Raw genomic sequence first — 20,896 nt, 5'->3', positions numbered from 1 at the left:
TTGACTGGCTCTTTATTTTCTGCGCTCTTCTAAAATACGCCAGTCAACAAAACCTTCCTGAAGCCCTTTTAATAAAATTTCCGCTGTCCCCATATTTGTCGCAAGCGGTATATGATACAAGTCGCATAACCGCACTAACGCCATAACATCCGGTTCATGCGGCTGCGCTGTCAATGGATCTCGGAAGAAAAATACCATATCCATATCATTATTGGCGATCATCGCACCAATTTGCTGATCTCCCCCAAGTGGACCTGAGCGAAACTTCGTAATCGGAAGTGCTGTTTCGGCTTCAATCATTGTACCCGTAGTGCCGGTCGCATATAGATCATGCTCTTTCAAAATACCGCGATAAGCAATCGCAAACTGAATTAAATTATCCTTTTTCCGATCATGTGCTATTAATGCAATTTTCATTATTATCAACTCATTTCTAAATGATGTTCTCTAATCCATAGATTAATGTATTGGTTTTCATTACCTCTTCAATACTAAATGTAACACCGCTCATAAAGCTTCCGCGATTTAAAGAATCATGACGAATCGTTAATAATTCACCTGTGCTGCCAAACAGTACTTGCTGGTGCGCTACTAAACCTGGAAGTCTTACTGAATGGATGTGCATTCCGTCATAGTTTGCGCCTCTTGCACCAGTATGTGTTTCTTTTTCATCTGGATGCCCTTGCTTTTTCGCCTTTCGTACTTCACTGATCATTTGCGCTGTTTTAATGCCGGTACCAGATGGCGCATCAAGCTTTTGATCATGATGCATTTCGATAATTTCCACATCCGGGAAATATTTTGCGGCATCTTTGGCAAATTTCATCATTAATATTGCACCAATCGCGAAGTTTGGCGCAATAATACAGCCTAATTGTCTTTCGGTTGCCATTTGCTGCAGTTCTTTAAGTTGTTCTTCGGTAAAACCTGTCGTCCCTACAACTGGACGTATATTATGTAGTAGTGCCTGTTTTGTTCGTTCATAAACACAAAGCGGATTTGTTAAATCCAAAAGCACATCCGGCTTTGTCTCACGCACAAGCTCAACAAAATTTGTATAAATCGGAACTTCATAATGATTCGGAAACTCTTCAAGTAGGCCCAGCGATGTACCGACCTCTTTATAGTCGAGTGCTGACACAAGTTCCATCCCGTCATTATTCATGATTGTATGTACTGCTTCTGTACCCATTTTGCCTCGTGCACCGGCAATTGCTACTCTAATTGTCATACTAAAATAACTCCTTTTTACTTTTAGTTGCTTTATCCTTGTTTATTTATTTTGAGTAATATGTTGCGTCATTCAACCGTTTATCCATATTGTTGTCAAATGCAACAAAATCAAACATAATAAACAATGTAACCTTTTTTCTGCTCCAACACATATATTCTTACTCAACCGATTTTAGGAGGTTTACTATGCAAGGAATAAAAATACAGAATATCATCGGAATTCTGATAGGATCCGCAATATTCAGTTTCGGTTTTGTCCACTTTAATATGCAAAACCAACTGGGTGAAGGTGGATTTAGTGGTATTACACTTATTTTATATTTTACACTAAATTGGGACCCAGCATTAATGAATTTACTATTAAATATTCCAATGTTTATTCTAGGCTGGCGTTTACTAGGGAAAAAATCATTTATCTATACGATCATCGGTACACTTAGCGTATCAGTATTCTTAAAAATCTTTCAAATTTACGAAGTCGATATGAACTTGCAGGATGATTTATTCCTTGTATCGTTGTTTGCAGGGGTATTTGTCGGAATCGGTTTAGGGATTGTGTTCCGATTCGGAGGGACAACTGGCGGGGTCGATATTTTAGCCCGTCTGGCAAATAAATATCTTGGTTGGAGTATGGGTAAAACGATGTTCGGCTTTGATTTCTTTGTCATAATCCTTTCCTGGATGACGTTTTTGGATGCCCGCTCGATGATGTATACATTAGTAGCCGTTTATGTAGGCGGTCGTGTCATCGATTTAGTGCAGGAAGGTGCCTATTCAGCAAAAGGCGCGTTTATCATTTCGGTTAAGTCTGATGAAATCGCAAACTTAATTACAAATAACATGGACCGCGGCGTAACCGTTTTTGACGGACATGGGCATTTTACAAAAGAGCATCGCGATGTTCTGTACTGTGTCATCGGCCGAAACGAACTCGTCCGGTTAAAAAACATCGTCCACGGCGTTGATCCACATGCATTTGTTTCCGTCATGGATGTTCGCGATGTAACAGGAGAAGGCTTCACACTGGATGATAAAAAGCAGCCTATCCATTAGGCCTTTCTTATAAAGTCCATTGATTTAAGTGGACATACTTAGGTTAATGTTTAAATAATTATCAAAAGAAAAAGTCATTTTCCCTAATGAGAAAATGACTTTTTTCTTTTTTTCTAACTTTTTTACGTTAATGATTAATCTTCCGAAGTCATACCAGTGTAAATCAGGATTAAACGTAATAGCTCCATTACTGCTACAGCTGCTGCTGCCACGTATGTCATTGCCGCTGCATTTAAAACTTTGCGTGCTGAGCGTTCTTCAGTATTGTTAATAATACCTAAAGAAACAACTTCATTCATCGCACGTTTTGATGCATCGAACTCAACCGGTAATGTTACAACTTGGAATACAACACCTGCTAATAATAAAGCAATACCCAGTAACAGGAAACCTGAAGATGAAGCAAAAATACCGATCATTACAAAAATCCAAGACATATTCGATGAAATATTAGCTACTGGCACTAATTTCGAACGTAATGTTAAAAACGAATAAGCCTCCGCATGTTGCATTGCATGACCGACTTCGTGCGCCGCTACAGCTGTACCGGCGATTGAAGAATTATAGTAGTTGTCTTCAGACAAGGCAACCGTTTTAGTTGCAGGATTATAGTGGTCAGCTAAATAGCCTTGAGTCGGAACTACACGAACATCTGTTAAACCATGTTGATCTAAAATATAACGTGCTACTTGAGCACCTGTCATCCCTTTTTCAGCTGAAACTTGAGCAAATTTTTTGTACGTACTCTTTACCTTCATTTGCGCATACAACGGTAACAGCAAAATGATGATAAAATAAATGATATACAATCCCATTATCGAACTCCCTTTCTATCTCTTTCTATTGTTTAATTTTAAAGGCTATCTAGTCTTGTTGCAAATATTCACGCTTACGACTTTCGAGAAAAGCAAAGATTATGCAGGCCACAGAAAGCCAAAAAGTGAAGTACCCAATCTCGCTCGGATACTGATAAATGACTCGGTAAAATGGCATTTGCCCAAATAAATAATCGATTATATCGTTATGCAATGTCCAAATGGCCGCAACCATCACGTGCCACATTTTAAATCGATAATTCGGTAAATAAAGAACAGCCTGTACAGCCATCAAAAAATGTGAGGCCACGAGCATCCAACCATCCATTCCCAACTGTCCATTCTCCGCAAATGTTAGAAGATTCATCGCAACTGCCCATAATCCATATTTAATTAAGGTGATAAAGGCAAGAACTTCGATTAATTTAAAATTTCTGCCGATCAGCCAACCAATAATGGCAAAACAGAAAAATAAGCTTGCGGTGGGCGAATCCGGTACGAATATATAGTAAATCGGTTCTGTTACTGCCAACTGCCCTCGGTACCAGTAATAGCCGTAAATCGTACCAAGCAAGTTAATAATAAGCAGTAAGGTTAAAAAGGCACGATGGTTTAACACGTACCATAATTGCATCATATATGCTTTCATTTGTTCACCTTTTTCTCCTTCATTCTTCATCATTCCGTATTATGTATTCTGTGCAACTAAACTAAATATTGTACGTCTTTAATTATATATGTTCTCAATTGATACGCAAGCGCTCACTATAACATTGCAACTAAATGAAAATTAAAAAGAGAGTCAATATTCTGACTCCCCAGTGTAAAAATTATTCAGCTTCTTTTAATCCTGCAATAAATTCGGCTAAAACTTGAAGTTCTTCGTCTGTTCCTGTAAATGCTCCGGCAGGCATACCGCCACGTCCGTTCACAATTACTTCTTGAACTTCTTCAGCTGTTAACTCATTGCCGAGAAGCATTGGGCCGGATACTCCTGCCAGGTCTCCACCATGACACCCAATACATGAAGCTTGGGCCTGATAGATTTCATAACCTTCGGACGTTTCATCTACTTCAACATCCGGAAGCAATCCTAAATGTTTATCCGTAATTTCACCTTGAGCATGAACTGCTTCCCAGTTAGTAGCCTGAACAGATTCCCATGTTGTATAAATAAGTGCTGCTATTGCCAACAACATAAATGCTGTCGGTAATGGTCGTTTAAATGGTCGACGTTCAGGTGTTCTATCTAAAAATGGTATCAATGCTAATGAACCAAATGCAATACCTGGAATGACCATCGCGCCAATTACGTTATATGGACCAGATGCATAAGAGTATTTTAATAGTTGGTACATTGATAGGAAGTACCAGTCTGGTAACGGTATATACGATGCATTTGTTGGATCTGCCGGACCTTCAAGTGGTGAAGGATGTGCGACAGTTAATAATAAATAACCGATTAAGAAAACTGCACCAACCATCCATTCTTTTAATAAGAAGTCAGGCCAGAAAGCTTCTGTTTTCCCCGGATACTCGGAATAATCTTTTGGCACGTTCGGCATACGGTTATTCGCTTTTACACGTGAATCACCTACGAACTTCATACCTTTTCCGCGTTGCATAGTGTCCCCTCCTTAAAAAATAGTACAATTAGTTTCGGATCATAGAGGTCCTGAAATACCTTGGCGGCGGATCATAATAAAGTGAACTGCCAATAAAGCAAATAACGCTGCTGGTAAGAAGAATACATGAATTGCAAAGAAACGAGTTAATGTTTGCGCCCCGATAATCGTGGAATCCCCAGCTAATAATATTTTTATCGTTTCACCTAAAAACGGAACAGATGCAGCAATTTCGATACCTACTTTAGTTGCGAATAATGCTTTCATATCCCATGGTAATAAATAACCTGTGAAACCTAAACCTAACATAATGGCAAAGATACCTACACCAACTAACCAGTTTAATTCACGCGGTTTTTTATATGAACCTGTGAAAAATACACGAAGTGTATGTAAGAACATCATGACAATTACTAAAGATGCCCCCCAATGGTGCATACCACGAACGATTTCACCGAATGCTACTTCGTTTTGTAAATAGTAAACTGATTTCCAAGCATTCTCTACATCTGGTACATAATACATCGTTAAGAACATACCTGATAGAATTTGAATTACTGTAATAAAGAATGTTAATCCCCCGAAACAGTAAACGAATGCTGAAAAGTGATGGGCAGGGTTAACGTGCTCTGGCACTTCATGGTCGGCAATATCACGCCAAATAGGAGTAATATCTAAACGTTCATCGACCCAATCATAAATTTTATTTAGCACTGTGTCGTACCCCCTAACTTATTTATTTACTGTGTGTGTTAGCGATTTTTTTCCCAAGCATTAAGAAACCATCATTTTCTGACACTTCATACATATCCAGTGGTCCAAGAGGTGGTGTACCTTTGACGTTTACACCTGTTTTTTCATAACGTCCCGCATGACATGCACAGAAGAACTGATTTGCGTGTTCTGGATTACCTTCCCAGTTTACAGTACACCCTAAATGCTTACATACAGGTGAGATTGCGATGATTTCGTCACCTTCTTTGTAAACCCAAGCAGCATCTGCTACTTCTGATTTGTACCAACCATCCGTCTGTTCATACGAGAAGTCCACTTTAACTGGAACTTCTGTAATTTCGGCAATTTTTTTGCTTGTTTGTACAAAATCTCCATCTTCTTTTGACTGAAGAATTGGGTCAATAGCAAAACGTACCATTGGCATTAACATTCCTGCCGCCATAAATCCACCTACACCAGTAATTGTATAAGTTAAAAATTGACGTCTTGTAACTCGATTCCTACTCATCCTTTTCCCCCCTCTTACTAAAAGGTCAGTCCAACGGACATATACTTTTTAAAATAGTAAATAACTAGGACATATCTATGATATATCAACTGAATAAGTTGGTCAATATAGCATTCATTTCCAAAAGTGTAGTTTGTGAACATTTAATGAAACAAATGTTGCAGATAATTGCTCGTTAAATCCATATTTTCGTAAAAGTTGGGATAACTTGTTTTAACTGATCTTCCAAAATTCGCTGCTTAACGGCTTGATCCATGGACTCAAGCGGGATAGCTGGAAGCCAAATAATATTTAAATATTCTTTATATTCAGTCCATGAATGGTCACAGGTAATAAAGACCACTGCTTTAAAACCTGCTTCCTTCAGTTCTTTTTCCAATGTAGCTGGCATTGTATCTGACTTGGATCCCATCGTATATGAAAAGGGGGGGAATAATAAAAGACGACCTTTAAACTGCTGTTCTATGAAATTCGTCAACGTCATTAAATATTCTGAAGCAGAACTGCTCTGCTTCATTCCTTGATCCGAAAAATCCAAATGTACGAGCGGGACAATCGCCGTATCTATAAACTGCTTTTGTGCCTGAAATTGCTCTACATCTTTTACAATAAAGTTCATATTCTTTCCTCCTAGTACATATAAAACTTCTGAAAATAGGAAAGAAGTAATTTTTTTATAAAGTTCAAAATTACTTCGTATGCTTTAATGCCTGCAATAAATTAGATAACTCGAAAAAACGCTCTTTATTTCCCGAATCCAGCGCTTCATCAATTTCTTTCAATAATTGCTGTTCCTGGAACTCTAGAACACTATTTTCCAGCAAACGCTCTGCTGCTAGACGGTCTTTTTCACTGATAAAGATATCAGCAGGTACATAAGGATTCTCCTCCAGTACCGCCAAATACAGAGGATCAGGCGGTACACTAGGAAAATTCAACTGAAAATAAATTGCTTCATGAGCATTAATACGTAAATCATGGAATGCTTTTTCAGCATCGGATGTCATAATATTTTCTTTATAAAATCGGAATGGGATGCTCGTCGTCTCAATTGTCGACATAACAATGGAACGCGGGCAATAATGTGCTTCATCAACAAAGTGAACGTTTTTCAACAAGTCATCATTACTTAGTAAGTAATTTAAAATCCATACACCTTCACGTCTTTTTAACTGGAAATTTTTCAAAAACCACCTGATAAACAACTTTTTGTCATTCAGTGGTACGGAATATGTCAACATGCAATCCTCCCTTTACTCAAAGCGTTCTAATAAATCAGTCCATTGCTGTTCAGAAGGCTGTAATTGGACAAGTCGCTCTGCAATTTGTTTTGCTTCATCACGCTTGCCGTCCTCAACTAAAAACAGGAAGTACTTCTCTAAAAATTCAACATCATCGTTAAATTCATTATATGCCTCTTTATAAATTTCGTATGCTTTTTCGAACAGTTCTTCTTCATTATAAGCATTGGCCACAAATGGATATAAAGCGACCCATTCGAACTCATTTTGATGCAACTGTTCATATAGTGAAATAATTTCTTCATAACGTTGTTTCGTATTGTAAACAGACATTAATACTAAAATTGCTTCCATATATTCTGGATCCAAGGCAATAGCCTCACTTAAAAACTCTACCGCTTCTTGTTGTTTGCCATTTTTTATCGCCATTTTCCCCGCAAATAAATAGAGGGATTTATCGTATTCATCTCGTTTAAGACCTTCTTTAATCACTTTTAAAGCACGCTCATTATCCTCGAGCATTGCATAACTTTCCGCCAGCAGTAAATAAGCAGCGAAATAGTCAGGGTCCAACTCTTTTAAATCTTCCAATTGTTTTATAGCAAGCTCATATTTTTCCGTCTGGAAGGCTGCATAGGCCGAGCCAAACAGTAAATCTGCTGTAACTTCTTCTTCAAGTGCTTCCATATAATAATCGAGGGCCGTTTCATAACCTGCACCTGCACGGTAAACTTCCGCAAGACGTTGGGCTAAAATTATACCGGCAAACTTTTTATCGATTGCATAAAGCTCCTCATAAATTCGAACAGCCTCAGTAAAACGTCCTGTTTCAAATAATAATTCCGCTTTGGCAAATTGCAGTAAAGGTTCATGGGGTAAAATTTGCAGCGCATCATTAATTCGTTGTTCCGCCACTTCAAATAATCCCTGCATCTGATAATAGTCCGCCAATACTAACAATGCTTGAGGATATTCTGGTGCATCATCGGCAATTCCCATTAATAAATCAAGGGCATTATCCTCTTCACCTAGCTCAATTAGCACACTTGCTCGGTCGATTGAAATTTGCGCTTCCTCAGGAAATAAAAATTGCAAATGCTCAAATACGCGGTCTGCTTCATTTAAAAATCCGTAATGCATAAGTGCTTCAGCTACTTCATATTGTGCTGCGGGTTCAGCATCCATTAAAAAAGATTCAAGAAGTCGGTTAATCTCCTCTAAATTTCCTTCTTGAATCGCTTGTAGTAATAGTTCCATGTGTAGTTCACCTTTTTCTTTTGTTCTCAATATTATGCTACATGACGAAGCAATGCATCACAAGAAAAAGAATCTGGATGTTTTATAAAATTCATCTTGGCAAAGTGAAAAGGAGATGTAAAAAGTGAGTTCTTTTTACATCTCCGCAAATCATTATTTTAAAATATTATTGATATGATCAAAAAAAGTTGGGTAGGAAACAGCGATACAGTCCGCATCATCCAATTCCACTTTTCCGTCCGCAATAAGGGCAGCGATTGCACCCATCATCCCTATTCGATGATCACCATATGTTCTTAAACTTCCGCCATGTAAAGGTGTTGGGCCTTCGATTACCATACCGTCATCTGTTGCTTCAATATTTGCTCCCAGCTTCTTTAACTCATTGACAACGGCATCAATACGGTTTGTTTCTTTCACTTTAAGTTCTTCCGCGTCTTTAATAATCGTTTTACCGGCTGCTTGTGTGGCAAGCAGCGCAATAATTGGAATTTCATCGATTAAGCGTGGAATAATAGCCCCTTCCACTGTCGTTCCTTTTAGATCGGAAGTTTCTATCGTGATTGTGGCAGTTGGTTCTGCCGCATTCTCATCATCGATAGCAACCGACATTTTCGCACCCATCTTTTGAAGCACTTCCAAAATGCCGTCACGCGTCTCATTGACACCCACGTTTTTCAGAACAATTTTGCTGTTTTTCGCAATGGCACCAGCAACAAGGAAAAATGCTGCCGAGGAAATATCGCCAGGCACATTTACATGTGTCCCCGTCAGTGTTTGGCCGCCCTGCAGTGACACGACACCATCTTCAACTGTTACTGTTGCACCGAACTGTCGCAGCATACGTTCTGTATGGTCACGTGAAATCTCTTCCTCATGGACAACCGTTGTACCTTCTGCACGGATACCGGCAAGTAAAATAGCTGATTTCACCTGGGCACTTGCAACAGGCATTTTGTAGTCTATTGCTTTTAAGGGTCCACCCTGAATGGCAAGTGGAGTATACTGACCATTGTCTCGTCCGGCTATTTGCGCACCCATTAAGCGCAATGGATCTGCAACACGGCGCATTGGACGCTTACCAATCGATGCGTCACCTGTCATGATTGTATGTAATTTCGTGCCGGATAACAGTCCTAACATTAAACGCGTTGTCGTACCGGAATTTCCTGTGTAAAGCACTTCTTTCGGTTCTGTCCAACCGTCGATTCCTGGACTGTTTATCGTTACATCTGTCCCGTTCACTTCAATGTCTACCCCAAGCTTTTGGAAGCAGTCAATTGTACGCAGACAATCTTCTCCTAATAAGAAGCCGCTGACAGTCGTTTTTCCTTCTGCAATGGAGCCGAACATAACCGACCGATGCGAGACAGATTTATCACCTGGTACTGTAATATCTCCCCGTAATGACGGTTGACTGTATTGTAATGTTGTACTCATATGAACCCCCCTTTAAGAAATATAAGTATCGAACTTCGCCTTGTGCTCAATGCATTTTGCAGCACGTTCCCGGTCTTCGTTTGTCTGGAAACTAATGACTAAAATACCGAAAACATCGACACGTGTTTCAACGATACGAATATTTGTAATACTAATATTATTTTCTGCCAATAAGCCTGTCACTTCTGAAATGACCCCTGGATAATCCGGGATATCGACATATAAATCATACGGCATATATAAGGCACCGTTTGCAACCGGCAAGCTGTCCCGGACATCACGCGCTTCACTGAAGTAATTTTCGATTGCTTTCGCATCACCTTCAGCTAATAAATTGCGTACCCTCTGCATTTCTGTAAGCCAATTATCAAGCTGATCGACTAGTTCCTGCTTGTTTTGCATTGTAATGTCACGCCATAAAGCAGGGTTCGAGGAAGCAATACGTGTAATATCACGGAAACCCCCGGCAGCTAACGAAGAGGTCATCGGATACGTCTTTTTTTCACTATTTAGCTGATGTACTAAAGATGCTGCGATAATATGAGGGAAATGGCTGACAACAGCCGTCATATGATCATGTACCTTTGCATCGACAACGACCATTTTACCGAGCGTAAATTTTAGCAGGTCGTCCAGTGCCGCAAGCTTTTCAAGTTCTTCTCCTTCATGAGGAGTCAGCATATAGTAGGCATTTTCCAGTAAATACGGCTTCGCTGCTGTAATACCGCTTTTATGGGAACCTGCCATTGGGTGCCCCCCGATAAATGTAATGCCCATTTGTCTCAGCTCTAATGCTTTTTCCATTATTTTTGCTTTCGTACTGCCTGTATCTGTAATAATGACATTGCGTTTTAATTCCCATGACTTTAACTGGTCCATAAAATCGAGTGTGATATTTACCGGTGTACCGAATATAATTACGTCTGCTTCTTTTGCAAACTCTGCAGGATTTTTAACTACTTCATGAACGACCTGTAATGTGTCTGCTAATTGTCGCGTTTGTTCATGAGCATCATAGCCGAACACTTTTGTATGTGGTGCCTTCTGCAGAGCCATCGCTACAGATCCACCAATTAACCCTAGTCCGATTACGAAGACATTTCGTGTCATGCAAGTACTCCTTGCTCATTTAAGACTTCTCCAAGCAATTGTAAAAATCTCGCATTTTGAGCTTCCGTACCGATTGTCACCCGAATATACCCTTCCAATCCTAGTGCCGCACCGCTTCGGATAATAAATCCGCGCTTCATCATTTCTTCAAAAACTACATTACTTGGAGCCTTCACTTCAAACATCACAAAGTTTGTTTGAGAAGGGAAATAATTTAATCCGTGCTGCTTGCAGAACTCTACAAACTGCTTTTTGCCGATTTCATTTGCTTCACGGCAGCTGGCAATGTATTCCTGGTCCTGAAGAGCGATTTGCGCAACTTGCTGACTTAGGATTGTATTGTTGAACGGCGCACGCACAGGATCAAGCTTCGCAATAATATCAGCCTGCGCAATCCCGTAACCGACACGGAAAGATGCCAATCCATACGCTTTTGAGAATGTGCGCAGTAAAATTAAGTTCGGGTAGTCACGGAAATAATGCAATGTATCTTTATAAGAGGCATCGTTAATGTATTCCACATATGCTTCATCCAATACTACAAAAACATCCTTAGGCACTTTTGCCAAGAAGGCACTTAATGTGTCATCCGATACGATTGTACCTGTCGGATTGTTCGGATTACATACCCAAACAACTGATGTTTTTTCATCAATTGCTTCTAGCATTGCTTCTAAATCATGGACACCGTTTTTCAATGGTACTTTACGCACTTCTGCTCCTTCAATCTCAGCATTATGCCAGTATTGAGAAAATGACAGGTCTGCCATGACTGTATTCACACCCGGATAAAGTAATGCCCGGGTAATGATTGCGATTAAGTCATCTGATCCATTCCCTAAAATAAGTTCATTTTCTGCAACACCATAAAAATTCGCCAACGATGTACGTAAGCTTTGTGCATAGCCATCTGGATAAATTGCATGATTGGACTCATCTTTTTGTAAAAATTGTTTTACTTTTGGTGAGCTGCCAAAGGGATTTTCATTTGAAGCAAGCTTCACGACTTCATCTAAACCGAAAAGCTTCTTTACTTCCTCGATTGGTTTACCCGGTTGGTAAGCTTTCATTCCAAATAACTGTTGTTTCCACTTCATCTTCAACGTCTCCTCTAACTTGCAATTATTTCACTAAATCTGGTCTTAACTTTACCGCATCTTCTAAATATACATGATGGATTTCTTTTTGCGGCGTATCCGTATTTACATGTAGTAATACTCGAATACATAATGGCAATGCACCCGGCACATCCATTTCATGCATACACATTATCGGCACATACTGCCATCCTGGCATCGTCCGTACCGATTTGGCAGGAAAGGCAGAATGAATATCCGGTGTTGTAGAAATTGTCACAGAGGCAATATCTTCCGGTTCAATCTTATTTTGTTTAGCAACTTCTTTCACAAGTCTTGCCGTTTCTCCCCATACATACTCAGCTTTATCTTCCACAATCGTAATTGCGCCGCGAATTCCACGAATCATTGCTACACCTCCGCTAATAATGCTCTTAGTTGACGATCAATTTCTCTGCATTGTTCAAGTTCAACTTTTTGGACAAATGGCTGTCCGATCGTTTCAAGCAGTACGAACTGCAATTGACCGTAGTCTGCTTTTTTATCTTTCAGTAAATATTCAGTCAGTTGTTCAAAAGTAAATTCCCGAACAGCTTCAAACGGATAGCCATTTTCCATAGCAAAATGTAAAAAGCGCTTTGTAAATTGATGATTTACTTTTCCGAATTTCTCACTTAATAAAAGTGAAAAAATAAGGCCGATCATGACAGCTTCTCCATGGGCGACACGTCCATAGCCTGCAGCTGCTTCAATTGCATGTCCGTAAGTATGGCCTAAGTTAAGATACTTTCTGACAGACTGTTCTGTTTCATCCTGCTCAACAATAGTCGCTTTCACTTGAATGCCATGCGCCAAATAATTCGCCAATAGATCTTCCGGAAGTTCCGTAACATGATCACCTTCCAGCAGCTCTTCTACCCATTGTGCATCGGAAATCAGAGCATGCTTAATTACTTCTGCCATCCCTGAGCGCACTTCTTTTTCGGATAGGCTATGTAAGAATGTTATATCGAAAATTACGGCTTCCGGCTGGTAAAATGCACCGATCATATTTTTCCCTAATTCATGATTGATGGCTGTCTTTCCGCCAACAGCTGAATCATGCGCCAAAATTGTTGTCGGCACTTGGATAAACGGAATACCCCGCATATAAGTGGCTGCAACAAAACCGGCCAAATCACCGACTGCACCACCGCCGAACGCAATAATGAGTGATTTTCTAGTACACTTTTGCTTAAGTAAATATGTTTGGACCTCATTGTAGTTTTCAAAGCTTTTACACTTTTCCCCTGCAGGCATGACATGTACTTCGAATATATAAGGGAAATTCGCTTCAAAATAGCTTTGCTGTGCTGTCCAAACATTTTCGTCTGTCAATACGATGATTTTATCGGCTTTAGTAAACAAGTCATGTTGTGCTGTTAAAGCTTCACGTAATATCCCTTTCCCAATCGTTACAGCATATGAGTGTGAAGGAGTTTTTACCGGAATCTCCATATTAATACTCCTTCGTGTACTGACGCATTTCATCCAACTGCGCCTTTAATTGTGGTAATTGGTCACTATGGAACTGCTCAACAATTGCATTTGCGATTTCCCAGGCAATAACATGTTCCGCAACGATTGATGCTGCAGGTACTGCACAGCTGTCAGAACGCTCGACACTTGCTTTAAACGGCTCTTTCGTTTCAATGTCCACACTTTGCAACGGTTTATATAATGTTGGAATTGGCTTCATCACACCACGTACGACAATCGGCATTCCTGTCGTCATTCCACCTTCCAAACCACCTAAACGATTTGTTGCTCGCGTATAGCCTTTTTCTTCATCCCATAAAATTTCATCGTGTACTTCCGATCCTTTTTTGCGTGCCATTTCAAAACCGATCCCAAACTCGACACCTTTAAATGCATTAATACTCAACATTGCTGATGCCAGCTTTGCATCCAACTTACGATCATAATGTACATAAGAACCGATTCCAGCAGGTAAGCCTTCTACAATGACTTCTACAACACCGCCGATTGAATCCCCAGCCTTCTTCGCTTCATCAATAGCTGTAACCATTTTTGCCGAAGCTTCCGGATCGATACAGTAACATGGGTCATTTTCAATAATTGCACGGATTTCATCTGCTGTTTTTCCTTCTAATAAACTGCTGTCTGCTTTAATACCTACAATTTCCGTAACATGAGAAACAATCGAAATCCCAAGCTCGTTTAACAACGCTTTCGCCACAGAACCAACTGCAACACGTACTGTTGTTTCACGTGCACTTGAACGCTCCAGTACATTCCGTAGATCACGGTGACCGTATTTCATTCCTCCGACTAGATCAGCGTGACCTGGACGTGGACGTGAAATTTGACGTTTAATTTCAGATGGATCGATATCTTCCGGCAACTCGGCCGCACCCATAATTTTTGTCCAGTGTTTCCAGTCATCATTTGTTACGACTAATGCGACTGGTGAGCCTAATGTTTGCCCGTGACGGACTCCTGATACAATTTCCACTGTATCTGTCTCAATTTGCATGCGACGACCACGACCGTGACCACCTTGACGACGTTTTAAATCATAATTTATTTTTTCTGCTGTTACTGGAAGTAATGAAGGCAACCCCTCGATAATTGTTGTTAATTGTGGTCCGTGTGACTCACCTGCTGTTAAATAACGCATTAAACACTTTCTCCCTTCAACTCGCTAAAGTATGTATTTTTCACTATAACATATTTCAAATTAAATAACAGTACTGTTTCCGCTATTAAACAAGCTATTTTAGAATATTCTGAACGTTCCAACTAAAAAACGCCACATTTATCAGCAGAAAGAAACAAAAATACGCTTTTCGCTCTATTATCCGAAAAGCGCATTCATATATAGCTTTTTAAAGTATATCTCAACTTAAGCTTCTACGTTCGACAGAGCATCTATTATTGTACTATTATTTTTTACGGTAAAAAAATGTATCTTCAACTTCAAAATCATATTTTGCAGGATTAAATATCTGCTCTGTTGACCCAACAAATAAAATGCCACCTGGACGCAATGCTTTACTGAAGTTTGCATAGATCTGATCTTTCGCTTCTTCAGTGAAATAAATCATTACATTCCGGCAAACAATCAAATCAAAATTCGATTCATAAGGATCATTTAGTAAATTATGTTTCTTAAAATTAACCGTACGCTTAATCTCATCTTTCACTTTGTAAAACGGACCTTCTTGGGTAAAATACTTTGACTGAACAGGTTTTGGCACTTCTGCAAGAGACCGTTCCGGGTAAAGACCCAACTTCGCTTTTTGGATAACATTTTCATCCAAATCCGTTGCCAGTATATTCACTTGGGATAACGGTAAGTGGTGGGACAACACCATCGCCAAACTATACGGCTCTTCTCCAGTTGAACAAGCAGCGCTCCATATTTTCAGACGTTTGTTAGATTGCAGCAGTAAAGGGAAAATTTTATTTTGTAATACTTCCCACCGTTTTCCGTTCCGGTAAAACTCTGAAACGTTTATTGTCATGCGATCCAAAAATTCATTCATCAGTTCACGGTCTTTTATCAATGCATTATAAAAATCAACAAAGTCCCGATATCCCTTTTTTTCATATAATGATGTTAACCGACGTTTCATTTGCGCTTCTTTATAAAGGGCTAAATCAATGCCCGTTTTGCGCTTAATGCCATCAATAAATTGTACATAATCTGACATTATTCATCTTTCCCCTCATCTAACGTATGCCTATTATAGCTGAAAATTTCAGAACTCGAAACAGATTTCGCCCATAAACGTTAATCAATGTGTCTTTCCAGCAAAAGTTGTTTCGATTGTTCAAGTTCCAGCTTCATCTTTTCCGTTTCAGAATGGTAGCTCTGCAAACGAATCTGTTCAAGTTCGGCCTCTTTCTCCAACATTCTAATTTGCAGTTTCATACTCGATCGTTTATGTGCTGTCAGTATTGCGGTTAATGCAATCAAAGCCCCTGACCCGAAAATAATACATATAATAATAATATCTTCCATACGTTTCATTACGCTCCTCTAATTATTATTTTACTTTTCTGATCGATCTGTTAATTGTGTTTCAAGCAGTAATTGCTTTGTCTGTTCCAATTCAAGCTGCATCTTCGCTGTTTCTTTATCGTAAGTTTCGAGTCTAAGTTTTTCAAGTTTGATTTCTTTATCGAGACGCTTTAGCTCTATATTTTTATTTTTCGTATACGTGTCTGTTAATATCCCTACTACAGCGATTATTGTAATCATTGCCCAGAACATGGATGTCACCCCTTATGAATAGTTAAATTAGTAGAATAATTACTTTTGGTTATGCTCCAACAATATTTGCTTTGAATGTTCCAATTCCAGTCGCATTTTTTCTGTTTCTTTATCGTAATTTTCAAGACGTAATTGTTCCAGCTCAATTTCTTTCGTTAATTTATTTACTTCAATCCGTTTACTTTCATTGCGCGCATCGGTGATGACTGCAATCGCCCCTACTGCCATAACTGAAATAACGGCCAAAACCCACATATACATCCCCCTAATCTATCAGTACTTTTTATACGTATGTATTCCAAAAATAGTTTCATTATTCCGATTTATTATACCATTAATAGTCCATGTTTTTCCTGTTCCATATAAAAAAAGCTACCACTTAAAAGTGGTAGCTTTTTGTTAGTTTTATTATTCAGCGATTCCTTCTGGGAACCATAAACCGATTTCACGTTCAGCAGAAGCTAAAGAGTCAGAACCGTGGATTACGTTGTGTGATAAAGTTACAGCGTAGTCACCGCGGATTGTACCAGGAGCTGATTCTTCTGGCTTTGTAGCACCCATCATGATACGAGATAATTGGATAACGTTTTCGCCTTCCCAAACCATACCGAATACTGGGCCTGAAGTGATGAAGTCTACTAATTCACCGAAGAAAGGACGCTCAGCGTGCTCTGCATAGTGTTTTTCAGCTAAATCACGAGTTGGTACCATTAATTTTGCTCCGCGCATTACGAAACCGCGACGCTCAAAACGGTCAACGATATCTCCGATTACTTGACGTTCTACGCCGTCTGGTTTAACCATTAAAAAAGTTTTTTCGATTGCCATTATAAACACTCCTTAAATTTGAGTAAAAGGTTTTACACCTACCGATAAATATTACCAAAATCCTACTCATACTGCAACAAATATTAGATTTGCCCATAAATTGGTTCATTCAATAACATAGGTTGATTTCCATTGCGGGTCGGACGCTTTCCGCGGGCGTGGCCTGAGCCTGTAGTCTCAGGCGTCACGCTATTCCCGCAGGAGTCGCCTCCCCTCCATTCCAATCAACTTGCGTTGATATTAAATTTTGCCATCACCAACTTATGATGATTCTATCAATTGACTAAATTTTTAAGATTTTCTCTTCCCCATAAACAGCGCAATATCACGCAGTTTTTTCTTCATTGGGTGCTTCGGCAATGCCTCGATTTCTTTTAAAGCCTTTTTTAAATACAAATTACTAATATGGGTTGCTTCTTTTATCGCTTCCGAGTTACGAACAAGGGCCAGCATATTTTGGCGCTCTTCTTCTGTTAATCCAGCTACTGCCACTTTCGTCAAATAAGGGGCAAGCTGTGGATCATCTTTCATCAACAATATCGGCAATGTGACATTCCCGTTCATTAAATCACTGCCAGCCGGTTTCCCGAGCTGCTTGTCTGTCGCTGTAAAATCTAATATATCATCTACTATTTGAAAGCTCATTCCTACAAAATAACCGTAACGTTTTAAATGCCTTGCTGTTTTTTCATCGGCACCACTTACGACTGCCCCAAGCTCACAACTCGATTCAATCAATAAAGCCGTTTTACGTTTAATACGTCGGAAGTAATCTTTCAAGCTTTGATCTAAACGAAACTTATCCTCAATTTGAATGACTTCACCATTTACTAGCTCAACCATTGTTTTAGCTAATATTTGATGGGCTCTTGGATTTTCAATGCTTGTTACATATTGTAATGCACGTGCAAATATAAAATTTCCTGTATACATCGCCACACGGTTGTTCCACTGTGCTTTCACCGTCTCCCGGCCACGGCGCATATCTGAATTGTCAATGACATCATCATGCACCAATGAACCCATATGAATCAATTCCAGGGGAACGGCAATGTTTTTCATTCGGTCAATATTATAGTCACCAAACTTGGCACTTAGTAACGTAAATACTGGTCGAATACGTTTTCCACCAGCTTGCAGTAAATGAACTGAGGCATCATTCAATAAGTGTGAAGATGAATTCAACGCTTGTTCCAATTCGTTTTCGATGACTTCTATATCTGATTTAATATCGGCATATAGCATTTTGATTTTCATCTTTTCCACGCGTCAAAACCTACTCCCACTTTTATTTCTTCTTAAAACCCATGTGCATAGCTGCTGCCCCACCGCTATATGGTTTATATGTGACATTTTCATAACCGGCTTCCCGGAACATTTGCGCTAATTTTTTCATGCCTGGAAAATCATTCGCAGACTTTTGCAGCCATGAATATTCTTTATAGCTTTTCGCAAAAATCTTTCCGAACAGCGGCATAATATGATTAAAGTAAAAACGGAAAAGTTGGCGGTATACCGGAATTTCGGATTGAGAAGTTTCCAGACATACGACCATTCCGCCTGGTTTAACAACCCGATTCATTTCACGCAATACTTGCATATAGTCCGGTACATTTCGTAAGCCAAAACCAATCGTCACGTAATCAAATGTATTATCTTCAAATGGTAGTTCCATTGCATTTCCATGAATCAGCTCGATATTCGGGATATTCTCAGTTTTCTGCTTGCCGACCTTCAGCATATTCTCACTGAAATCCAGCCCTTTTACTACCCCTTCTTCACCGACTGCTTTCGATAAAGCCATTGTCCAATCAGCTGTACCGCAGCAAACATCAAGACATTTCGAACCTTTTTTTACTGCCATACGTTTCATCGTATCTTCACGCCATCCAACATGCATTTGGAAGCTAATGACCGAGTTCATTTTATCGTAGCTCTCTGAAATGTTTTCAAACACTTCATGAACATGTTGTTCTTTGGATTTCGCCATTTTTTTCAAGACCTTTCTAAACTCACTAAAAAGTGATGTATTGCTCAATGGAATGTTTTAATTCATCTTTTAAATCGATATTCGTCAAGTCTTCTCTCAATTGTCGCTCCATGTCATATAAATGATCCTGTAAGGCTTCAATAATAGAGTCCATCATAATTGAATCAGCTGCAAACACCTTATATAAAAAACAAGGCTGTTCTTTTTTCAATAAATCCAGCTCTTTTTTCAAACGAATATATGTTAACGTTCGTTTCATCAATTCTGCATAAGATGCGAAACCATATACATCATAATATTGGGCAATCAATTCGCTTTCAATCACCATCAAACTTTCAATCCACTGTTCAAATGACCGTTTTTGCGCTTCATAAACACGTATTTGGTGCTCACAACGATTTACGATTCCTTCCGACAGCTTTTGGATTAAAGAAATATTCCCTGATTGTGCGAGTAACTGATAATACCGACCACTATAATAATCACCGGAAAGAACAAGCAGCTGCTGTTCCTTGCTCGTCGCTTCCACTTCCTTCACTTTTTCGTGCTCTGTCAGTGAAGCATGTACAATCCCAACTGTAACTGCGCTTATTTGATGTTCATCGTTCATAAGAGCGCCATTTAAAAAAGGAAGCTGGATGAAAAACAGCTGTTCTTCTTGTAAAGTCGGTTGTCCAACGTTTTGAAGTAATGCTCTATGATGAACATGCTGAAGAATATTAGATTTTAGCGTCTGAACCGATTGTGTAATAGATGTTGCATTCATAGAAATTACTCCATTTCAATGTTATAAAGCATAAGTACGATTTTATATTTGCCTAAAAATTACGATATGCTATTTTTTACTTTGAACCGTACCGTGTGCAGAGTGAATTTTAGCTTTACCGCGAATTTTCATTGCCGATGTATGTTCAGTAAACTGGGCGATCATAACTTCACCAGCATCCAGCTTTTCTGAATGGTGGAATTTAGTATCTGTCCCTCGTGTTAAACCAATAACATGTACACCATCTTCTTCTGCTTCAATAATAATATATTCTGATTGTCCCATTATACAATCTCCCCACATGTTAATTTCTTTGTCTATAATACCATATTTGTTATTATTATTTCATTTGGATGAATGTATTCACTTCATTGCGCTTTACTGCATCCTGTTCATAAATACCTCGCGCTACAGCCGTAACTGTTTTAGCGCCCGGTTTTTTTAATCCGCGCATCGTCATACACATATGTTCTGCTTCCACTACAACATAAACGCCTTTTGGATTCAGCATTTCCATAATTGTATCCGCTACAGTTGAAGTAATACGTTCTTGAAGTTGTGGACGGCGTGCTACTGATTCAAGGCAGCGTCCAAGTTTACTTAAACCTGCAACTTTTCCGTCTTTAGGTATGTAGGCAATATGGGCTGTTCCGTAAAAAGGAACTAAATGATGTTCACACATTGAAAAAAATGGAATATCTTTCACTAAAACTAGTTCTTCATGATCTTCATGGAACACTGTACTGAAATAATCACGCGGATCTTCTTGTAAACCGCTGAACATTTCCGCATACATTTTCGAAACACGTTTTGGTGTATCCAGTAATCCTTCACGCGTCACATCTTCCCCAACTGCTTCCAAAATCATCTTTACTGCTTCTTCTATCTTATTTAAATCGACATTTGACATGAAACAAATTCCTCCTACAAACCAAAACGT

27 protein-coding genes are annotated in these 20,896 nt (G+C 39.2%); 1 reads left to right on the top strand and 26 read right to left on the bottom strand.

Annotated features, from left to right (window positions below):
- Nucleotides 1–12 precede the first annotated feature (12 nt).
- Together mgsA and dapB are read right to left on the bottom strand one after the other, a co-directional pair.
- On the bottom strand, nucleotides 13–417 hold the full coding sequence (gene mgsA / locus MKY07_RS06565; protein WP_014824300.1) for a methylglyoxal synthase: 405 nt from the start codon (nucleotides 415–417) through the stop codon (nucleotides 13–15).
- Between the two features lie 16 nt (nucleotides 418–433).
- A complete protein-coding gene (gene dapB, locus MKY07_RS06560; protein ID WP_339264141.1) occupies nucleotides 434–1,231 on the bottom strand; it encodes a 4-hydroxy-tetrahydrodipicolinate reductase in 798 nt (265 codons plus the stop codon).
- Nucleotides 1,232–1,419: 188 nt separating this feature from the next.
- Between dapB and MKY07_RS06555 the strand changes: the two genes are divergently transcribed.
- Nucleotides 1,420–2,286 carry a YitT family protein gene (locus MKY07_RS06555; protein WP_008404884.1) on the top strand — a complete coding sequence of 289 codons (867 nt, stop codon included), beginning with the start codon at nucleotides 1,420–1,422 and terminating at the stop codon, nucleotides 2,284–2,286.
- 134 nt (nucleotides 2,287–2,420) lie between these two features.
- Here the strand turns inward: MKY07_RS06555 and MKY07_RS06550 are convergent, their stop codons facing one another.
- The 24 genes from MKY07_RS06550 to folE all read right to left on the bottom strand — a co-directional run bounded on the left by MKY07_RS06550 (nucleotide 2,421) and on the right by folE (nucleotide 20,866).
- Nucleotides 2,421–3,101 (bottom strand): zinc metallopeptidase, encoded by a 681-nt coding sequence (locus MKY07_RS06550; RefSeq protein WP_008404887.1) that lies wholly within the window; start codon nucleotides 3,099–3,101, stop codon nucleotides 2,421–2,423.
- Between the two features lie 49 nt (nucleotides 3,102–3,150).
- A complete protein-coding gene (locus MKY07_RS06545; protein WP_041865769.1) occupies nucleotides 3,151–3,750 on the bottom strand; it encodes a DUF1405 domain-containing protein in 600 nt (199 codons plus the stop codon).
- A 181-nt stretch (nucleotides 3,751–3,931) separates the two neighbouring features.
- The gene (locus tag MKY07_RS06540) at nucleotides 3,932–4,726 is read right to left on the bottom strand and encodes a menaquinol-cytochrome c reductase cytochrome b/c subunit (protein WP_008404890.1); all 795 of its coding nucleotides are present in this window, start codon (nucleotides 4,724–4,726) and stop codon (nucleotides 3,932–3,934) included.
- 39 nt (nucleotides 4,727–4,765) lie between these two features.
- Entirely contained in the window at nucleotides 4,766–5,440 is a 675-nt protein-coding gene (locus MKY07_RS06535; protein WP_008404891.1) for a cytochrome b6, read from the bottom strand.
- Between the two features lie 22 nt (nucleotides 5,441–5,462).
- Nucleotides 5,463–5,969 (bottom strand): ubiquinol-cytochrome c reductase iron-sulfur subunit, encoded by a 507-nt coding sequence (locus MKY07_RS06530; RefSeq protein ID WP_008404893.1) that lies wholly within the window; start codon nucleotides 5,967–5,969, stop codon nucleotides 5,463–5,465.
- A 175-nt stretch (nucleotides 5,970–6,144) separates the two neighbouring features.
- Nucleotides 6,145–6,588, bottom strand: a complete 444-nt coding sequence (locus MKY07_RS06525; RefSeq protein ID WP_008404894.1) for a YpiF family protein — start codon at nucleotides 6,586–6,588, stop codon at nucleotides 6,145–6,147.
- Nucleotides 6,589–6,658: 70 nt separating this feature from the next.
- Entirely contained in the window at nucleotides 6,659–7,207 is a 549-nt protein-coding gene (locus MKY07_RS06520) for a ReoY family proteolytic degradation factor (RefSeq protein WP_014824302.1), read from the bottom strand.
- Between the two features lie 15 nt (nucleotides 7,208–7,222).
- Nucleotides 7,223–8,467, bottom strand: a complete 1,245-nt coding sequence (locus tag MKY07_RS06515) for a tetratricopeptide repeat protein (protein WP_339264140.1) — start codon at nucleotides 8,465–8,467, stop codon at nucleotides 7,223–7,225.
- 153 nt (nucleotides 8,468–8,620) lie between these two features.
- Nucleotides 8,621–9,907: a 3-phosphoshikimate 1-carboxyvinyltransferase gene (gene aroA, locus MKY07_RS06510; protein ID WP_339264137.1), complete on the bottom strand. Its 1,287-nt coding sequence runs from the start codon at nucleotides 9,905–9,907 to the stop codon at nucleotides 8,621–8,623.
- 12 nt (nucleotides 9,908–9,919) lie between these two features.
- A complete protein-coding gene (locus tag MKY07_RS06505; protein WP_065216958.1) occupies nucleotides 9,920–11,017 on the bottom strand; it encodes a prephenate dehydrogenase in 1,098 nt (365 codons plus the stop codon).
- The gene (gene hisC / locus MKY07_RS06500) at nucleotides 11,014–12,114 is read right to left on the bottom strand and encodes a histidinol-phosphate transaminase (protein WP_008404904.1); all 1,101 of its coding nucleotides are present in this window, start codon (nucleotides 12,112–12,114) and stop codon (nucleotides 11,014–11,016) included. The genes MKY07_RS06505 and hisC overlap by 4 nt, the downstream gene beginning before the upstream one ends.
- A 25-nt stretch (nucleotides 12,115–12,139) precedes the next feature.
- Nucleotides 12,140–12,502 carry a chorismate mutase gene (aroH, locus tag MKY07_RS06495; RefSeq protein ID WP_008404905.1) on the bottom strand — a complete coding sequence of 121 codons (363 nt, stop codon included), beginning with the start codon at nucleotides 12,500–12,502 and terminating at the stop codon, nucleotides 12,140–12,142.
- Nucleotides 12,503–12,504: 2 nt separating this feature from the next.
- A complete protein-coding gene (aroB, locus tag MKY07_RS06490) occupies nucleotides 12,505–13,590 on the bottom strand; it encodes a 3-dehydroquinate synthase (protein WP_065216959.1) in 1,086 nt (361 codons plus the stop codon).
- A 1-nt stretch (nucleotide 13,591) separates the two neighbouring features.
- Complete coding sequence (gene aroC / locus MKY07_RS06485) at nucleotides 13,592–14,773, bottom strand: chorismate synthase (RefSeq protein WP_008404909.1); 1,182 nt, start codon at nucleotides 14,771–14,773, stop codon at nucleotides 13,592–13,594.
- A 265-nt stretch (nucleotides 14,774–15,038) separates the two neighbouring features.
- Nucleotides 15,039–15,809, bottom strand: coding sequence for a CheR family methyltransferase (locus tag MKY07_RS06480; RefSeq protein ID WP_014824305.1), 771 nt, complete (start codon nucleotides 15,807–15,809; stop codon nucleotides 15,039–15,041).
- 80 nt (nucleotides 15,810–15,889) lie between these two features.
- A complete protein-coding gene (locus MKY07_RS06475; protein WP_008404912.1) occupies nucleotides 15,890–16,129 on the bottom strand; it encodes a hypothetical protein in 240 nt (79 codons plus the stop codon).
- 21 nt (nucleotides 16,130–16,150) lie between these two features.
- Nucleotides 16,151–16,372, bottom strand: a complete 222-nt coding sequence (locus MKY07_RS06470; protein ID WP_014824306.1) for a hypothetical protein — start codon at nucleotides 16,370–16,372, stop codon at nucleotides 16,151–16,153.
- Nucleotides 16,373–16,411: 39 nt separating this feature from the next.
- The gene (locus tag MKY07_RS06465; RefSeq protein ID WP_008404914.1) at nucleotides 16,412–16,627 is read right to left on the bottom strand and encodes a hypothetical protein; all 216 of its coding nucleotides are present in this window, start codon (nucleotides 16,625–16,627) and stop codon (nucleotides 16,412–16,414) included.
- A 153-nt stretch (nucleotides 16,628–16,780) separates the two neighbouring features.
- Nucleotides 16,781–17,200: a nucleoside-diphosphate kinase gene (gene ndk / locus MKY07_RS06460; RefSeq protein ID WP_008404915.1), complete on the bottom strand. Its 420-nt coding sequence runs from the start codon at nucleotides 17,198–17,200 to the stop codon at nucleotides 16,781–16,783.
- Between the two features lie 291 nt (nucleotides 17,201–17,491).
- Nucleotides 17,492–18,466, bottom strand: a complete 975-nt coding sequence (hepT, locus tag MKY07_RS06455) for a heptaprenyl diphosphate synthase component II (RefSeq protein ID WP_008404916.1) — start codon at nucleotides 18,464–18,466, stop codon at nucleotides 17,492–17,494.
- Nucleotides 18,467–18,488: 22 nt separating this feature from the next.
- Nucleotides 18,489–19,190, bottom strand: coding sequence for a demethylmenaquinone methyltransferase (locus tag MKY07_RS06450; protein WP_087618202.1), 702 nt, complete (start codon nucleotides 19,188–19,190; stop codon nucleotides 18,489–18,491).
- Nucleotides 19,191–19,215: 25 nt separating this feature from the next.
- A complete protein-coding gene (locus MKY07_RS06445; protein ID WP_339264135.1) occupies nucleotides 19,216–19,956 on the bottom strand; it encodes a heptaprenyl diphosphate synthase component 1 in 741 nt (246 codons plus the stop codon).
- A gap of 69 nt (nucleotides 19,957–20,025) precedes the next feature.
- Nucleotides 20,026–20,241: a trp RNA-binding attenuation protein MtrB gene (gene mtrB / locus MKY07_RS06440; protein WP_008404919.1), complete on the bottom strand. Its 216-nt coding sequence runs from the start codon at nucleotides 20,239–20,241 to the stop codon at nucleotides 20,026–20,028.
- A 55-nt stretch (nucleotides 20,242–20,296) separates the two neighbouring features.
- Nucleotides 20,297–20,866 carry a GTP cyclohydrolase I FolE gene (gene folE, locus MKY07_RS06435; RefSeq protein ID WP_014824310.1) on the bottom strand — a complete coding sequence of 190 codons (570 nt, stop codon included), beginning with the start codon at nucleotides 20,864–20,866 and terminating at the stop codon, nucleotides 20,297–20,299.
- Nucleotides 20,867–20,896 lie beyond the last annotated feature (30 nt).

Source organism: Solibacillus sp. FSL W7-1472 (genome assembly GCF_037969775.1).
GTDB classification, from domain to species: domain Bacteria; phylum Bacillota; class Bacilli; order Bacillales_A; family Planococcaceae; genus Solibacillus; species Solibacillus silvestris.
This window is presented reverse-complemented; position numbering and strand designations above follow the sequence as displayed.

What these genes read in the sequence shown, in the direction of transcription:
- mgsA (WP_014824300.1), bottom strand. Translation starts at nt 417, where the DNA reads ATGAAAATTGCATTAATAGCACATGATCGGAAAAAGGATAATTTAATT.
- dapB (WP_339264141.1), bottom strand. Translation starts at nt 1,231, where the DNA reads ATGACAATTAGAGTAGCAATTGCCGGTGCACGAGGCAAAATGGGTACA.
- MKY07_RS06555 (WP_008404884.1), top strand. Translation starts at nt 1,420, where the DNA reads ATGCAAGGAATAAAAATACAGAATATCATCGGAATTCTGATAGGATCC.
- MKY07_RS06550 (WP_008404887.1), bottom strand. Translation starts at nt 3,101, where the DNA reads ATGGGATTGTATATCATTTATTTTATCATCATTTTGCTGTTACCGTTG.
- MKY07_RS06545 (WP_041865769.1), bottom strand. Translation starts at nt 3,750, where the DNA reads ATGAAAGCATATATGATGCAATTATGGTACGTGTTAAACCATCGTGCC.
- MKY07_RS06540 (WP_008404890.1), bottom strand. Translation starts at nt 4,726, where the DNA reads ATGCAACGCGGAAAAGGTATGAAGTTCGTAGGTGATTCACGTGTAAAA.
- MKY07_RS06530 (WP_008404893.1), bottom strand. Translation starts at nt 5,969, where the DNA reads ATGAGTAGGAATCGAGTTACAAGACGTCAATTTTTAACTTATACAATT.
- MKY07_RS06525 (WP_008404894.1), bottom strand. Translation starts at nt 6,588, where the DNA reads ATGAACTTTATTGTAAAAGATGTAGAGCAATTTCAGGCACAAAAGCAG.
- MKY07_RS06515 (WP_339264140.1), bottom strand. Translation starts at nt 8,467, where the DNA reads ATGGAACTATTACTACAAGCGATTCAAGAAGGAAATTTAGAGGAGATT.
- aroA (WP_339264137.1), bottom strand. Translation starts at nt 9,907, where the DNA reads ATGAGTACAACATTACAATACAGTCAACCGTCATTACGGGGAGATATT.
- MKY07_RS06505 (WP_065216958.1), bottom strand. Translation starts at nt 11,017, where the DNA reads ATGACACGAAATGTCTTCGTAATCGGACTAGGGTTAATTGGTGGATCT.
- hisC (WP_008404904.1), bottom strand. Translation starts at nt 12,114, where the DNA reads ATGAAGTGGAAACAACAGTTATTTGGAATGAAAGCTTACCAACCGGGT.
- aroH (WP_008404905.1), bottom strand. Translation starts at nt 12,502, where the DNA reads ATGATTCGTGGAATTCGCGGCGCAATTACGATTGTGGAAGATAAAGCT.
- aroB (WP_065216959.1), bottom strand. Translation starts at nt 13,590, where the DNA reads ATGGAGATTCCGGTAAAAACTCCTTCACACTCATATGCTGTAACGATT.
- aroC (WP_008404909.1), bottom strand. Translation starts at nt 14,773, where the DNA reads ATGCGTTATTTAACAGCAGGTGAGTCACACGGACCACAATTAACAACA.
- MKY07_RS06480 (WP_014824305.1), bottom strand. Translation starts at nt 15,809, where the DNA reads ATGTCAGATTATGTACAATTTATTGATGGCATTAAGCGCAAAACGGGC.
- MKY07_RS06475 (WP_008404912.1), bottom strand. Translation starts at nt 16,129, where the DNA reads ATGAAACGTATGGAAGATATTATTATTATATGTATTATTTTCGGGTCA.
- MKY07_RS06470 (WP_014824306.1), bottom strand. Translation starts at nt 16,372, where the DNA reads ATGTTCTGGGCAATGATTACAATAATCGCTGTAGTAGGGATATTAACA.
- MKY07_RS06465 (WP_008404914.1), bottom strand. Translation starts at nt 16,627, where the DNA reads ATGTGGGTTTTGGCCGTTATTTCAGTTATGGCAGTAGGGGCGATTGCA.
- ndk (WP_008404915.1), bottom strand. Translation starts at nt 17,200, where the DNA reads ATGGCAATCGAAAAAACTTTTTTAATGGTTAAACCAGACGGCGTAGAA.
- MKY07_RS06450 (WP_087618202.1), bottom strand. Translation starts at nt 19,190, where the DNA reads ATGGCGAAATCCAAAGAACAACATGTTCATGAAGTGTTTGAAAACATT.
- MKY07_RS06445 (WP_339264135.1), bottom strand. Translation starts at nt 19,956, where the DNA reads ATGAATGCAACATCTATTACACAATCGGTTCAGACGCTAAAATCTAAT.
- mtrB (WP_008404919.1), bottom strand. Translation starts at nt 20,241, where the DNA reads ATGGGACAATCAGAATATATTATTATTGAAGCAGAAGAAGATGGTGTA.
- folE (WP_014824310.1), bottom strand. Translation starts at nt 20,866, where the DNA reads ATGTCAAATGTCGATTTAAATAAGATAGAAGAAGCAGTAAAGATGATT.